Annotated in this window: 12 protein-coding genes, 2 tRNA genes and 1 pseudogene; 1 reads left to right on the top strand and 14 read right to left on the bottom strand. The window is 72.3% G+C overall.

Going from position 1 to position 14,724, the window contains the following annotated elements; genetic code table 11:
* The first annotated feature begins 11 nt into the window (after nucleotides 1-11).
* Nucleotides 12-254, top strand: coding sequence for a hypothetical protein (locus ACWG52_RS24860; protein WP_376057025.1), 243 nt, complete (start codon nucleotides 12-14; stop codon nucleotides 252-254).
* Nucleotides 255-274: 20 nt separating this feature from the next.
* Here the strand turns inward: ACWG52_RS24860 and ACWG52_RS24855 are convergent, their stop codons facing one another.
* The 14 genes and pseudogenes from ACWG52_RS24855 to ACWG52_RS24790 form a co-directional block, all read right to left on the bottom strand.
* Nucleotides 275-1,156, bottom strand: a complete 882-nt coding sequence (locus ACWG52_RS24855; RefSeq protein WP_389811796.1) for a YceI family protein — start codon at nucleotides 1,154-1,156, stop codon at nucleotides 275-277.
* A 136-nt stretch (nucleotides 1,157-1,292) separates the two neighbouring features.
* A pseudogene (locus tag ACWG52_RS24850) lies at nucleotides 1,293-3,518 on the bottom strand (ComEC/Rec2 family competence protein); the annotation flags it as partial.
* 146 nt (nucleotides 3,519-3,664) lie between these two features.
* Nucleotides 3,665-4,357: a helix-hairpin-helix domain-containing protein gene (locus ACWG52_RS24845; RefSeq protein WP_389811794.1), complete on the bottom strand. Its 693-nt coding sequence runs from the start codon at nucleotides 4,355-4,357 to the stop codon at nucleotides 3,665-3,667.
* A gap of 503 nt (nucleotides 4,358-4,860) precedes the next feature.
* Nucleotides 4,861-5,706: a DegV family protein gene (locus ACWG52_RS24840; protein ID WP_389811791.1), complete on the bottom strand. Its 846-nt coding sequence runs from the start codon at nucleotides 5,704-5,706 to the stop codon at nucleotides 4,861-4,863.
* A 322-nt stretch (nucleotides 5,707-6,028) separates the two neighbouring features.
* Complete coding sequence (locus ACWG52_RS24835; RefSeq protein WP_389811788.1) at nucleotides 6,029-6,793, bottom strand: hypothetical protein; 765 nt, start codon at nucleotides 6,791-6,793, stop codon at nucleotides 6,029-6,031.
* A gap of 150 nt (nucleotides 6,794-6,943) precedes the next feature.
* Nucleotides 6,944-9,814, bottom strand: coding sequence for a leucine--tRNA ligase (gene leuS, locus ACWG52_RS24830; RefSeq protein WP_389811785.1), 2,871 nt, complete (start codon nucleotides 9,812-9,814; stop codon nucleotides 6,944-6,946).
* 333 nt (nucleotides 9,815-10,147) lie between these two features.
* Nucleotides 10,148-10,220 (bottom strand) — tRNA-Ala (locus ACWG52_RS24825).
* 131 nt (nucleotides 10,221-10,351) lie between these two features.
* Complete coding sequence (locus ACWG52_RS24820; RefSeq protein WP_008738908.1) at nucleotides 10,352-10,585, bottom strand: hypothetical protein; 234 nt, start codon at nucleotides 10,583-10,585, stop codon at nucleotides 10,352-10,354.
* A 144-nt stretch (nucleotides 10,586-10,729) separates the two neighbouring features.
* Nucleotides 10,730-10,802, bottom strand: a tRNA-Ala gene (locus ACWG52_RS24815).
* A gap of 123 nt (nucleotides 10,803-10,925) precedes the next feature.
* Nucleotides 10,926-11,582: a histidine phosphatase family protein gene (locus ACWG52_RS24810; RefSeq protein ID WP_033224013.1), complete on the bottom strand. Its 657-nt coding sequence runs from the start codon at nucleotides 11,580-11,582 to the stop codon at nucleotides 10,926-10,928.
* Nucleotides 11,579-12,025 carry a ribosome silencing factor gene (rsfS, locus tag ACWG52_RS24805; RefSeq protein WP_030008628.1) on the bottom strand — a complete coding sequence of 149 codons (447 nt, stop codon included), beginning with the start codon at nucleotides 12,023-12,025 and terminating at the stop codon, nucleotides 11,579-11,581. The genes ACWG52_RS24810 and rsfS overlap by 4 nt, the downstream gene beginning before the upstream one ends.
* A gap of 119 nt (nucleotides 12,026-12,144) precedes the next feature.
* Nucleotides 12,145-13,854 (bottom strand): LCP family protein, encoded by a 1,710-nt coding sequence (locus ACWG52_RS24800; RefSeq protein ID WP_389811781.1) that lies wholly within the window; start codon nucleotides 13,852-13,854, stop codon nucleotides 12,145-12,147.
* Nucleotides 13,855-13,878: 24 nt separating this feature from the next.
* Complete coding sequence (gene nadD, locus ACWG52_RS24795) at nucleotides 13,879-14,496, bottom strand: nicotinate-nucleotide adenylyltransferase (RefSeq protein WP_030008626.1); 618 nt, start codon at nucleotides 14,494-14,496, stop codon at nucleotides 13,879-13,881.
* 55 nt (nucleotides 14,497-14,551) lie between these two features.
* On the bottom strand, nucleotides 14,552-14,719 hold the full coding sequence (locus ACWG52_RS24790; RefSeq protein ID WP_033224011.1) for a hypothetical protein: 168 nt from the start codon (nucleotides 14,717-14,719) through the stop codon (nucleotides 14,552-14,554).
* Between the last annotated feature and the right edge of the window lie 5 nt (nucleotides 14,720-14,724).

The following is a 14,724-nucleotide window of genomic DNA, read 5'->3' as shown; positions in this document are numbered from 1 at the left end:
AGAATGGTCGCGTGAATGTGCGACATGTACTCGTCCTGCCCGACCGCGACGCCGCCGAGGAGGTGGCCCGGGAGGCCGTCGACCGCTTCGGCCTCCCGGAGGAACCGCAGTTGGTCCGCGACGCGCTGGCCGGCGAGGACGACGCCGAGGACGCCCAGTGGCTGGTGGTCGTCGAGGACCCGCAGGAACGGCTCGACACCGGCACGCTGGACGACCTCGCCGCCGAGTACGAGGGCTGGCTGGAAGCCCCGTAGGGGGCTCGGCAGCCTTCCCGTCAGGCCTTGCGCACGGCCTGGATGTCCAGGGTTACGTCCACGCTCGAACCGATGGCCGCGATCCCCTGCGCCAGCATCGACTGCCAGTTGAGGGTGAAGTCCTCGCGGTGCAGTTCGGTGGTGGCCCGGCAGGCCGCCCGGAGCTCTCCCTCCATGCCCGTGCCCAGGCCCAGGTACTGGGTGTCCAGGGTCACGGACCGGCTCACCCCGTGGAGGGTCAGCGCACCGGCGACCGTCCAGGCGCTGCCGCTGCGGTGGATGAACCTCTCGCTGTAGAACTCCACCGTCGGGTGGCGGACCGCGTCCAGGAAGTCCCCCGACCTCAGGTGGTCGTCGCGCAGCCGCACCCCGGTGTCGATGCTCGCCGCGTCGATGATCACGTGCATGGAGGAGTCCTCCATGCGCTCGGCTATCCGTACCGCCCCGGCGAACGTGGTGAACCGGCCGCGGATCCGGGCCAGGCCGATGTGGCGGGCCGTGAAGCCGATGGACGAGTGCGTCGGGTCGAGCTCCCAGTGGCCGGGCTGCGGCAGCAGCGGCGGCTCCACCGCGTCGAGGATGATCTCCGCGGTGCCGGGCTGTCCCGGGTCCCCCACGATCGTGACCCCGTGGAACGGCGCATACCCCTCCGTGGTCACGGAAAGTCGGTACTCCCCCTCCGGTACGGCCACGGCGAAGCCGCCGTACGGGTCGGTCTCCCCGCTGACGATGCGCCGACCGATCGGGTCGGTCACCTCGAACGCCGCCTGCCGCACCGGTCGGTGGACCGTGTCGAGAACCCGGCAGCTGAGCAGCCGCGCCGTCGGCGGCAGCGTCAGTGTCGCGGATGTGGGCGGGCTGGAACTTCCGGCCGACTCCATCCCCCGTCTGCGACCGAACATGGCTGATGCACCCCCGTGCTGTGTGGACTTGGACCGTTCTGGCGAAGACGCATTCGATCATGCTGTCGGGTTGTGGGCAAACAGAGTGGTCGCGCCCGGTATGGCCGCGCCGATTCCGCCGCCGGTTGGCCGAAAAGGACCGTAGCCGAACTCCGCTGCCGGTGACGGCGATCGAGCCGTCGAGATCGGTGCGCAGCACGGTCGCACCCAACTCCCGAAGCCGGGCGAGCGTACGCGGCGCCGGGTGTCCGTAGCGGTTGCCCACGCCGACGGGAACGAGCGCGAGCCGTGGCCGGACCCGGGCGTACAGCTCCGGGTCCTGGTGCGCGGAGCCGTGGTGGGCGACCTTGAGGACGTCCACCGGGCCGAGGTCCGGGCGGGCCCTCAAGAGCGCCTGCTGCGCGGCCGGTTCGAGGTCGCCGAGCAGGAGCAGGGTCAGCCCCGCGCCGCGCACCAGGAGGGCGACGCTCGCGTCGTTGGGGCCCTCGGGCGGCGGTCCGTCCGGCGGCGGCCAGAGCACCTGCCATTCGAACGTCCCGGCCCGGCGCCGCTCCCCTTGCGCCGCCTTCACGATCGGCACCCCGGCGGCCGCCGCGGTCCGCCGGACGAACTCGGCCTGCCCGCTTGGTTCTTCCAGCGTGGTGGCCTGGATCACCCCTACGGACCGACCCCGCAGCACCCCCGACAGGCCACCGACGTGGTCGGCGTGAAAGTGCGTCAGCAGAAGCAGCGGCACCCGCCGCACACCCAGGGCACGCAGACAGTCGTCCACCGGTCCGGGCTCCGGGCCGGCGTCCACCACCAGGGCCTCACCGGGTCCCAGGGCGAGCACGGCGGCGTCCCCCTGCCCCACGGCGCACTGGACGTAGCTCCAGTCGGGCGGCGGCCAGCCGGACAGCGTACGGGTGAGCTGCGGCGGCCGCAGTACGGCCAGGAGCAGCAGCGCCGCCAGGGCGGAGCACAGCCACCCGCGCCCACGGAACCGGGCACCGCCGATCACCACGACCGCCACGGTGGCGGCGGCCGGCAGAACACCACCGGTGAGCCCGCCCGGCCACGCCAGCTCCGCGCCCGGGAACCGGGCCCCGGCCCGGGCCACGCCCGCGATCCACCCGGCCGGCACCGCCGCGCACCGGGCGAGCAGCTCCGCGGCGGGCATCCACACCGGAGCCACCGCGAGCGCGGCGAAGCCGAGGACCGTCGCGGGGCCGGCCGCCAGCTCGGCCAGCAGGTTGCACGGCACGGCCACCAGGCTGACCCGGGCGGCGAGCACGGCCACCACGGGCGCGCACACCGCCTGCGCGGCCGCGGCGGCCCCCAGCGCATCGGCCGACCGGGGCCCCACGCCACGGCGTCGCAGGGCCGCGCTCCACCGGGGAGCGAGGGTGAGCAGCGCCCCGGTGGCCAGGACGGAGAGCAGGAAGCCGTGGCTTCGGGCCAGCCAGGGGTCGTAGAGCACCAGCAGCAGCACGGCGGCGCCCAGGGCCGGGATCAGGGATCGGCGCCGCCCCGTGGCGATGGCCAGCAGGGTGACCGCCCCGCAGGCGGCGGCCCGCAGCACGCTCGGCTCCGGCCGGCACACCACGACGAACGCCAGCGTCAGGGCCGCCCCGCACAGGGCGGTGACCCGCAACGAGAGTCCGAGCCGGGGCGCCAGCCCGCGCCGTTCCGCCCGCTGCGCGCGGGCCGGGGGCCCGATGAGCAGGAACAGCACCACGGTCAGGTTGGATCCGGAGACGGCCAGCAGGTGCAGCAGGTCGGTGGCCCGGAAGGCCTCGTGCAGATCGGGCGGAACCCTGGAGGTGTCCCCGACGACCAGCCCCGGCAGCAGGGCCCTGGCATCCGGTGGGAGCCCCTCGGTGGCCTCGCGCAGCCCGGCCCGCAGCCGCCCCGCGAACCGTTGGACGGTGTCCGGGCCGCCGGCCACCCGGGGCGGGGTGTCACCGGCCGGGCGCAGCAGCGCCACGGCCCGCTCCCCGCCCCGCGCCGGAGCCAGCCGGGCGACCACCACCACCCGGGTGGAAGGTTGCAGCCGGGCCCATCCCGGATGTCCGGCCAGCACCCGCACCGGGGTCTCGACCCGGGTGCTCGAACCGTCGGGCCCGGTCACCCGGTTCACCACCGCGTCCAGGACCACCACCGGCGGCCCGCTCCCGCTCCGGGCGGCCTGCGGGTCGGAGCCGACGGTGAGTTCCACGAGGACACGGGCGTGCTCCCGAGCCAGCCCGGCCACCGGCCCGGCCCGCGCCTCGGCCCGCTGGAGCCCCGCCACCCCCGCTCCGGCGGCCGCGCACAGCAGGGCCGCCGCCGCGGCCGGGGCGAGCCGCCACAGCGGTCCCGGACGCCGGCACGCGCCCAGCATCAACAGGCCCGCGCAGACCATCCCCAGCCCCACCCCGAGGGCGGTCCGGTGGACGGGCGCGTCCAGGGCGAGGGCGGCCGCCGCCCAGGCGGCCGCGGCGGGCACCGCGAGGCGGAGGTCCGGCGGAACCGGACCCGCCGGGCGGTTCACGGCCGGACCAACGGGCGCAGGTCGGCGAAACGCCGCTCACCGATGCCGTCGACCTGGCGGAGATCCTCCACGGAACGGAAGCCGCCGCGGGCGGTACGGAAGTCGACGATGTGCTGCGCGAGCACCGGCCCGACCCCCGGCAGCCCGTCGAGCTGCGCGACCGTGGCCGAACCCAGACTCAGCGGGCCGGCGCCGGAACCGAGGCCTGAGCCTGCGCCGTAGGCAGGGCCCGAGCCGCCCGTCACCCCGGCGGGGGGCGGTTGCGCCGGGGCTCCGACCACCACCTGCTCGCCGTCCACCAGCACGCGGGCCCGGTTCAGCCCGGTCGTGTCGGCGCCCGGCCGCACTCCCCCGGCGGCGGCCAGCGCGTCCTCCACCCGCGAACCTGCGGGCAGCCGCCGCACCCCGGGATCCCGGACCTTGCCCGTGACGTCGACGACGATCCGCGCGGCCGTCCCACCGGCCCCCGTGCCCGCTCCCTGGGCCGGAGCCGCCGCAGGTGCCGTGGCCGCCGCCGGGAGCGCCCCCGGGGCGACCACCGCGGGCGCGGTCACCGCGCGTGGCCGGGCCGACCAGTACTGCTGCCCGGCGAAGCCGACGGCGCAGATCAGCACCACCCCGACGGCGGCCACCGCCCGCGGCCGCACCGCGCAGCTGTCCTGCAGCCACAGCGGCAGGCGCTCCCGCACGGAAGGCCTCCGCGCGGCCCCTGAGGGCGGCCCGGACGCGTCATCGGGCGCAGCTTCGACATCCAGGGCATCCGCCCTTTCCACGGCCTCCGACGGCGCCTGGAAGGCCTCGGGTGGCGGGGGCGGTGAAGGCGGCCGCGGGGCCTGCGGCGGGCCGCTGTCCCCCAGCAGGGCCTCGGCCCGCCGGCGCACCGCGCCCGGCTCCGGATGAGCAACCCGTCGGCCACCAAGCGCCGTACGGCGAGGCCGGAGACGGCTGTCGGCGAGCCGACCGTCGGAGAGCGGACCGCCGGAGAGCGGACCCCTGGCGGGCCGACCATCGGAAAGTCGGCCGTCGGAGAGGCGGGAGCGGCCCGGGCCACCGGTGGCACCCGACCGATACGAAGCACGCGTTCGAAGAGTCATGCCACGACCGTAGAGGCCGAGCCCGCCCCCGGTTCGGAACACTCAATTCCAGTGGAAAAAAGGCCCGTTGTGGATAACCGGGCCACCCGTTCCGGTGATCAGCGAGGGGAGACGACCGCCGCCAGCAGCCCCGGCCCGGTGTGCGCCCCGATCACCGCACCGACCTCGCTGACGTGCAGCTCGACCAGCCCGGGAATGCGTTCGCGCAGCCGCTCGGCGAGCTTCTCCGCCCGCTCCGGAGCCGCGAGGTGGTGCACCGCCACATCGACCTCGGCGGACCCGGCGCGCTCGACGGCCAGCTCCTCCAGTCGGGCGATCGCCTTGGACGACGTACGGACCTTCTCCAGCATCTCGATGCGGCCGCCGTCCAGCGTCAGCAGGGGCTTCACCGCGAGGGCCGAGCCGAGCAGGGCCTGGGCGGCCCCGATCCGTCCGCCGCGGCGGAGGTAGTCGAGGGTGTCGACGTAGAAGTAGGCGGACATGTCCGTCGCCCGCTTCTCGGCCGCCGCCACGGCCTCGTCCACGGATCCGCCCGCCTCGGCCACCTCGGCGGCGGCCAGCGCGCAGAAACCGAGGGCCATCGCGACCATGCCGGTGTCCAGGACCCGGACCGGTACGGGTGCGGTCCTGGCGGCGACCACGGCCGCGTCGTAGGTGCCGGAGAACTCGGCGGACAGGTGCAGGCTGACGATGCCGGTGGCGCCGGCGTCCGCCGCCGCCCGGTAGGCCCGGACGAATTCCTCGGGCCCGGGGCGCGAGGTGGTGACCGATCGGCGCTTCTGCAGGGCCTGGGCCAGGCTGCGCGCCGAGATCTCGGTGCCTTCCTCCAGGGCCTCGCCACCGAGCACCACGGTGAGCGGGACGGCGGTGATTCCGTGCCGCGCCATGGCCGGTCGGGGCAGGTAGGCCGTGGAATCGGTGACGATGGCGACATGGCGGGACATGAGCCGGAGGTTACCGCCCGTGGGGGCAGGACGGCAGCCTGGGCCCACGACTCGACCGCCGGTCGGGTCTCCTACGGCGGCGAGAGCCTACGGTACGAGCCCCCGCGCACCTCTCCGCAGGCCGGTCCCATGTCCCACCCGGGTCGGACTCGGACGCATCCGCGGGTCGGACTCGGACGCACCGGGTCGACCTCGGACGCACCGCGGCCGGCTCGGGTCGCTTCCTCGGCTTGCGCCCTCAGCTCGCACCCCCGGGCGCGTCCTCAGCCCACGCCCTCAGCCCACGCCCCTCGCCCCTCGCCTCGCCTCCCCGTCCTCGTCCTCAGGTCGTGCTCTCCGGCCGGCGCGTCTTCTGCCACGGGTACTGCGGCGCCGGAGCGGCCGGATTCAGGGCCTGCGGCTGGTCCCCGCCGCGAGCCGGGCCCGCCGCCGAGGGCTGCCCCGAAGCATTCGCCGAGGCGCTCCCCGGACCCGCCGCGCTCCCGTTCGCCTGCGCCGCATCCCACGCCGCGGCCGCCGCCGCGAGGTCGTCCACCGGCTCCCGCGCCCAGTCCCGCAGCGCGTCGGACTCGACCTCGATCTGGGCCGACAACGTGGACAGGTCGTCCTGCGCGAAACGCTGCGCCCGATCCCGCGCGGCCCACCGCAGCGAGTCCGCGGCCTGCTTGATCTTGGCCGTTCGCTCCCGCAGATCCGGCAGGCGCTCCGCGATACGCCCGCGGTCCGGGTCCTGCTCCAGCCCCTTCAGCTCGTCGTCGAGCTCACGCCCGTGCGCGCTCAGCCGCTCGAACAGCGCGATCGACTCGTGCAGCGAGGCGTCCACCCGGACCCCGTCCCGCAGCGCCTGCTCCGTGGCGCGCATCGATGTCCGCAGGTCGAGCCGCAGCTGGGCGAGCGCACCGGGGACCCCGACCTGGCCGAAACTCTTGGCCCGCAGGGCGGTGTCCTCCACGGTCCGCCGCGCCTGTGTGATGGTCCGGTCCACACCGCGCTTGGTCGCCTGCACCACCTTGACGGTCGCGTACACGCCCAACCCCAGGAAGGTCATAAGCAGCATCAGCGCGAAGATGATCAACGCGGACTCCATGAGCGTCCCTTCCCCAGCACCCGACGGCTCTTTTCCGTCCCCTCCACGGTAAACGCCGCGGGCAGGTCAGGGGTTCCATTCGAACCCCCAACCTGCCCGTACGGGATCCCCCCTATGCGAGGGGGTGTGCGTCCTGGGACGACGGACGACTCAGATGACGATGTTCACCAGCTTCGGCGCACGCACGATCACCTTGCGGATCTCCGCGCCGCCCAGCGCCGCCACGACACCCTCGTCGGTCACGGCCAGCTGCTCCAGCTCCGCCTCGGAGATCGTCGGCGACACCTCCAGCCGCGCCTTGACCTTGCCCTTGACCTGCACCACGCAGGTCACGCTCTCGTCCACGACGTACGCCGGGTCCGCGACCGGGAAGTCCTGGTGGACGACCGACTCGCTGTGGCCCAGGCGGTGCCACAGCTCCTCCGCGATGTGCGGGGCCAGCGGGGCGACCAGCAGCACCAGGGCCTCGGCGACCGAGCGCTCCAGCGGGCGGCCGGCCTTCGTCAGCGCGTTGTTCAGCTCGGTGATCTTCGCGATGGCGGTGTTGAAGCGCAGCCCCGTCAGGTCCGAGCCGGCCCCGTCGATCGCCTTGTGCAGCGCGCGCAGGGTCGCCTCGTCCGGCTCGCCGTCCACGACGGTGACGGCGCCCGTCTCCTCGTCCACGATGTTGCGCCACAGGCGCTGCAGCAGCCGGTACTGGCCCACCACGGCCCGGGTGTCCCACGGACGGGAGACGTCCAGCGGGCCCATCGCCATCTCGTACAGGCGCAGCGTGTCCGCGCCGTACTCCTCGCAGATCTCGTCCGGCGTGACGGCGTTCTTCAGGGACTTACCCATCTTGCCGTGCTCACGCTTGACCGGCTGGTCCTGGTAGAAGTACCCGCCGTCGCGCTCCTCGACCTCGGCCGCGGGCACGTACACGCCGCGCGCGTCGGTGTAGGCGTACGCCTGGATCATGCCCTGGTTGAACAGCTTGTGGAACGGCTCCGCCGAGGAGACGTGGCCCAGGTCGAACAGCACCTTCGACCAGAAGCGGGCGTACAGCAGGTGCAGCACCGCGTGCTCGGCGCCGCCCACGTACAGGTCGACACCGCCGTGCGGGGCACCCTCGCGCGGGCCCATCCAGTACTGCTCGATCTCCGGGTCCACCAGGGCCGAGGAGTTGTTCGGGTCCAGGTAGCGCAGCTCGTACCAGCAGGAACCGGCCCAGTTGGGCATGGTGTTGGTCTCGCGGCGGAAGGAGCGCACACCGCGGCCGTCGCCCAGGTCCAGCTCCACGTTCACCCACGCGCCGTTGCGCGACAGCGGGGTCTCGGGCTGCGACGCGGCGTCGTCCGGCTCGAAGGTGCGCGGCGAGTAGTCCTCGACCTCCGGCAGCTCCAGCGGCAGCATCGACTCGGGCAGCGGGTGCGCCACGCCGTCCTCGTCGTAGACGATCGGGAAGGGCTCGCCCCAGTACCGCTGACGGCTGAACAGCCAGTCACGCAGGCGGAAGTTGACGGTGCCCTCGCCGATACCGCGCTCGGTCAGCCAGTCGGTGATCGCGGCCTTCGCCAGGGCGACGTCCAGGCCGTCCAGGGCGATGCCCTCGCCCGTGGAGTTGACCAGCTTCGCGTCGTAGGAGACGAAGGCGTCGTCCCACTCGGCCGGGTCGGTGCCGCGACCGTCCGACGGCTCCACGACGCAGCGCATCGGCAGCTCGAAGGCGCGCGCGAACTCGAAGTCGCGGCCGTCGTGAGCCGGGACGGCCATGATCGCGCCGGTGCCGTAGCCCATCAGCACGTAGTCGGCGATGAAGACCGGGACCTTGTCGCCGCTGACCGGGTTGATCGCGTACTCGCCGGTGAAGACACCGGTCTTGTCCTTGGCCTCGGCCTGCCGCTCGACGTCCGACTTCGAGGCGGCCTGCTTGCGGTAGGCGCTGACGGCCTCGGCCGGCGTGGCGTGCCCACCGGTCCAGATGGCGTGGGTGCCCTCGGGCCAGGCGGCCGGGATGAACTTCTCGACCAGCGGGTGCTCGGGCGCCAGCACCATGTAGGTGGCGCCGAACAGGGTGTCCGGGCGGGTGGTGAAGACGGTGATGGCCTCGTCGCCCAGCGCGAAGTCGACGCGCGCGCCCTCGCTGCGGCCGATCCAGTTCCGCTGCTGCAGCTTGATGGCCTCGGGCCAGTCCAGCGCGTCCAGGTCGTCGATCAGCCGGTCGGCGTAGGCGGTGATCCGCATGTTCCACTGGCTCAGCCGGGACTTGAAGACGGGGAAGTTGCCGCGCTCGGAACGGCCGTCGGCGGTGACCTCCTCGTTGGCCAGTACGGTGCCCAGCCCGGGGCACCAGTTCACCGGCGCGTCCGAGGAGTACGCCAGGCGGTACTCGTTCAGTACGTCGGCCCGCTCGGCCGCGGTCAGGCCGGCCCAGGCGCGGCCGCCGGGGACCTCACGGGTGCCGTCCTCGAAGGCGGCGACCAGCTCGGTGATCGGGCGGGCCTTCTTGGCGTCGGCGTCGTACCAGGAGTTGTAGATCTGCAGGAAGATCCACTGGGTCCACTTGTAGTAGTCCGGGTCGATCGTGGCGAACGACCGGCGCTTGTCGTGGCCCAGGCCCAGCCGGCGCAGCTGGACCTTCATGTTCTCGATGTTGGCCTCGGTGGAGACCCGCGGGTGCGTGCCGGTCTGCACGGCGTACTGCTCGGCCGGCAGGCCGAAGGCGTCGAAGCCCAGGGTGTGCAGGACGTTGTGGCCGGTCATCCGCTGGTGGCGGGCGAAGACGTCGGTGGCGATGTACCCGAGCGGGTGTCCGACGTGCAGGCCCGCGCCGGACGGGTACGGGAACATGTCCATGATGAACTTCTTGGGCCGTGCGACCACCGCGGGGTCCCCGGCCAGGTCACCGGTCGGGTTCGGGGCCTCGTACGTGCCCTGCGCGTCCCAGACGTCCTGCCAGCGTGCCTCGATGTCGGCGGCCATGGCAGCCGTGTAGCGGTGCGCCTCGGCCGCCTCGGGGGCCGGGGTGTTCGTCTCGCTCATGATTTCTGAAGCTCCATCGATCGTCTTCGCCGTCTCTGCCTGCCCAAACGAAAAAACCCCTCGCACAGGAGGGGACGCCGCGCCGGGTCCGACCATCTCGAAGGGTCGGTACTGATCAGCGCGGCTCGGTAAGCAGAAGGCGTACGGCACGCATGGCGTCAGGGTACCGCAGCGGCCCCTTGCGACGCTCGGCCGTTCCACCCGTCGACACGGCGCACCCCACACGGCGCACGCCACACGACGCACCCGCACACCGCGCGACGCAGGACCCGCGCCGCACCGGGGGACAACGAGAAGCGGGCCACCCGATCCGGGTGGCCCGCTTCTTCACTGTGGAGCTAAGGAGAATTGAACTCCTGACCTCCTGCATGCCATGCAGGCGCTCTACCAACTGAGCTATAGCCCCTTGTTGTGCTTGCCGCTTCGGTCTCCCTTGCCGGTTCCCCTTGGCGACGTCCCAAACATTACACGGTCATGGCCCTGGTCCAAAAATCGGTTTCCACCGACCAGAGGCCATGTCCGATTTGAGCCAACTTGTCACGCTCGTGCGAACTGATAGAACCGCTTGAGCGTGCAGTGCTCGTCGAGCAGCCGCCCGTAGATCGGCTCCCCTTCCAGCTCACGGTACGTCTCGATCGGGTCGCCTTTTATGATCAGCGCCCGAGCGCATTCCTCGCACCAGTACTGGTAGTCGGGGTTGACCGGGTCCATGTCCCGCACGATCGGCGTGCCGTTGTTGCACCAGTCGCACCGGCGCCGGTGTGCACCCATCCGTCAGCGACTCCCTCCCGCGTCGGGCCGTCGTGTCCCCCTCCGGCGGTCACGATTCTGCCATGCCGGTGCGGGCCAGGTCAGCAAACGCAAAGGGTACAAAAGCAAGGATCCCGCCCCCTGTTGGGGACGGGATCCTGATTGTGGAGCTAAGGAGAATTGAACTCCTGACCTCCTGCATGCCATGCAGGCGCTCTACCAACTGAGCTATAGCCCCGCTCTTCGCCGCGCTCCCCCCGTCTCCGGTGTTCTGCGCTGCGAACAAGAAGAACTCTAGCCTGTGACCAGCCGGAAAGTGAAATCCGGGTGGAAGCCCCGCCGGGGAGCGGCAGAAGGCCGCTCAGTCGTCGTCGCCGAGCACAGGTTCCGGCAGCGTGCCGGCGTTGTGCTCCAGCAGGCGCCAGCCGCGCGCGCCCTCGCCGAGGACGGACCAGCAGCAGTTGGAGAGCCCGCCGAGCCCCTCCCAGTCGTGCGAGTTCAGGCCCAGCAGGCGCCCGATCGTCGTACGGATGGTGCCGCCGTGGCTGACCACGACGAGGGTGCCGGGCCGCGGCAGCCGGTCGGCGTGTTCCAGCACCACCGGCGCCGCGCGGTCGGCGACCTCGGTCTCCAGCTCACCGCCGCCACGACGGACCGGTTCGCCGCGCTTCCACGCCGCGTACTGCTCGCCGTACTTCTCGAGGATCTCGTCGTGCGTGAGGCCCTGCCACTCGCCGGCGTACGTCTCGCGCAGCGCCGCGTCGTGCGACACCGTCAACCCCGTGAGGGCCGCCAGCTCGGCGGCCGTGGCGGAAGCGCGCCGCAGGTCGGAGGCCACGATGGCATCCGGCTTCAGCGAGGCGAGCAACCGCGCGGAGCGGCGCGCCTGCGCCACGCCCGCTTCGGTCAGCTCGATGTCCGTGGATCCCTGGAAGCGTCGCTCCAGGTTCCACGAGGTCTGGCCGTGGCGCCAGAGGACGATCTTCCTGCCGGACTTGCCCGAGGTGGTCGCGCTCAGAACAGATCACCGTCCAGTTCGTCGTCGCCCGCCGCCTCCCGCAGCTTGGCGTGCTCCTCGGCCTTGCCGATGGTGAGCTTGGCGTCCTCGGGAAGCTCGATCTCGGGGCAGTCCTTCCACAGGCGCTCCAGCGCGTAGAAGACACGCTCCTCGCTGTGCTGGACGTGGACGACGATGTCGACGTAGTCGAGCAGGATCCAGCGGGCGTCGCGGTCGCCCTCGCGGCGCACCGGCTTGGCGCCGAGCTCCTTGAGCAGGCGCTCCTCGATCTCGTCGACGATCGACTTGACCTGGCGGTCGTTGGGCGCCGAGGCGAGCAGGAAGGCGTCGGTGATCGACAGCACGTCGCTGACGTCGTACGCGATGATGTCGTGCGCGAGCCGGTCGGCCGCGGCCTGGGCGGCGGCGGTGATGAGCTCGATGGAGCGGTCCGTGGCGGTCACTGGCCATGCTTTCGGGTTGGCGGGCAGATCCTTACAAGGGTCTCATGTACCGCCGACACCGCCCGCGCGCAGCGTCGCGCGCGGGCGAATGCCTCCCTCCGGACCGATCGGGGGCCTGGTCAGGACGCCTTGTAGTCCTTGCCCAGGGTCACCACGATGTCCGCGTTGACCGTGTTCTCGCCCTTCTTGACGGCCGTCTCGGGCAGTCCCAGCGTCTTGGCGACCTCGATCGCGCGGTCCCGCTGCGCGTCGTCCTGGTAGGTGATCTGCGAGCCGGCCGCGGTCTTGTCGGCCTTGCCGCCGTCGACGAAGGTGTAGCCGCTGTTCACCAGCGCCGCCTTGGCCGCGATCTGCGTCTTCTCGTCGCCGGTGGCGTCCTTGAGGCCGACGCGCGGGGCCGCGCCGGGCTGCGCCGCAGCGCCGGAGCCGCCGAGCACCTCCTTGACGACCTTCTTGTTCGCGTCGTCCGTGAGCGCGCCGTCCGCCTTCACGCCGAGGACGTCCGTGCGGTACGCGCCCACCTTGGCGTGGGCGCCGAGCCGGGACAGCAGGGCGCCGAGGGTCTGCGCGTTCAGGGCCGGGTCGAGGATCTGGCCGATGCTCTCGACGGTCACGGCCGCCGCCTTCGGATCGCTCGGAACCTTGCGCAGCACCGCCTGGAGCACCTTGCCCAGGCGTTCCAGCTGCTTGGCCTCCGGTTCGCCCTGCCCGCGGAACGTGGCGTACGCGACGGCCATCGGGCCGCTCAGGCTCTGCTTCTGGCCCTGGGCCACGGCCGGCGTCTTGGCCGCGTCGTCGGCCGGGACCGCGGTGTCGGTGTCGACCTCGATGCCGCCGACCAGCTCGACCAGGTTCTCCAGGAAGGGGGTGTCCAGGCGCCAGGTGCCGCCGATGTGGGTGCCGAGCACGGAGTCGAGGGCCTCGCGGGTGCCGAGACCGCCGTCCTCGACCGACTTGCCGAGTCCCGTCGCCGTGCCGTCCTGGCCGGTGATGGCCAGGGTGTTCGGCAGCAGGACGGTGGCGCCCTGCTTGGTGGTGACGTTGTCGACGAGCAGCGCCGAGGAGGTGCCGCCCTTCTTGGTGTTGTGCAGGTGGACGACGATCATGTCCCGCTTCTGCGCGCCGGCGTCGGCGGTCGCGCCGGACTTCTTGTCGCCGGGGCCGTCGAGGAAGGGGAGCTTGCCCGCGTACCAGAGGTAGCCGAGGCCGCCGACGAGGAACAGGGCGAGGACGACGATCAGGGCCACCACCCGGTTGCGGCCGCGGCGGCGGGCCTCCTCGCGGCGTTCGGTGCGGCTCTCGGTGAATTTGAGCCAGTCGATGACGTCCTCGGAGTCCTCGTCCGGCTGGTCGATGAAGGCGAACATCTCGGTGCGGTAGTCCCGGCCCGCCGCGGGCTCGTCGTCGTGCGTCTCGCCGCGGGCGGCGCCGCCCTCGCCGTCCGGCCGGCGCGGCTCGGGGACCTGGGCGGCCGGGCGCTCGGCGGCGGCCGGGGCCTCCGTGGGCTCCGGGGCGGTCTGCTGCGGGATCCACTGCTGGGTCTGCTGCGTGTCGTACGCGTAGCCCTGCGCCTGGGCGTACTCCTGCTGCCCGTACTCCTGGACGGCCGGCTGCTGCGGGTAGTACTGCTGTTGCTGTTGCGGCTGACCGTAGCCCTGGTGGTCGTAGCCGTACTGCTGCTGCTCGTACTGCTGCCCGTACTGCTGCGGGGCGGGCTGGGCGGACTGCGCGGGCGCCTGGCCGTACACCGGCCGCCCGTACGCGTCGTAGCCGACGAGCTGCTGCTCCTGGGCGGCATACGGGTCGTACGGATCCTGTCGGTCGTTCACCGCGGGGCCTCTCTCTCCGGAAGCTCAGGCTCCCCGGTACAGCTCACGCTTGTCGATGTAGCGCACGACGCCGTCCGGCACCAAGTACCAGACAGGATCCCCCTGGGCCACCCTCGCGCGGCAGTCGGTGGACGAGATCGCGAGCGCGGGCACCTCCACCAGGGAGACACCGCCCTCCGGGAGCCCGTCGTCGGTGAGCACGTGGCCCGGCCGGGTGACTCCGATGAAGTGGGAGAGCGAGAAGAGTTCTTCGGCGTTTCGCCAGGTCAGGATCTGTGCGAGCGCGTCGGCACCGGTGATGAAGAACAGATCGGCGTCGTCGTTCTGCGCCTTCAGGTCCCGCAGGGTGTCGATGGTGTAGGTCGGCCCGCCGCGGTCGATGTCGATGCGGCTCACCGAGAACTGCGGGTTCGACGCGGTGGCGATGACCGTCATCAGATAACGGTCCTCGGCCGGCGACACGGCCCGCTGCGACTTCTGCCACGGCTCGCCGGTCGGCACGAACATCACCTCGTCGAGGTGAAAAAGGGCGGCCACCTCGCTGGCGGCCACCAGGTGTCCGTGATGGATCGGGTCGAATGTCCCGCCCATCACGCCGAGCCGGCGCTTGACCGGACCGGTAGGCATCTCCTGCTCTCCCATGAGCGCAGAGCCTACTGGCCCGGCGGACGCGGCGTTCCCGGCGGGTTCAGCGGGTTCAGCGGTCGCGGTTGAGGCGCGTGGTGACCCACAGCATCAGCATCAGGATGACGAAGGCACCGCCGCCGGTCAGGTACGGGTTCAGGCTGTCGTGGTTGCCGCCGTGCTGCTCGGCCCCCTCCGAGGCGAGGACGACCAGGTTGTGGGCGGTGGTGGAGAGGCTCATCAGGC

It is taken from the genome of Streptomyces sp. CLCI03 (assembly GCF_053615355.1).
This window is presented reverse-complemented; position numbering and strand designations above follow the sequence as displayed.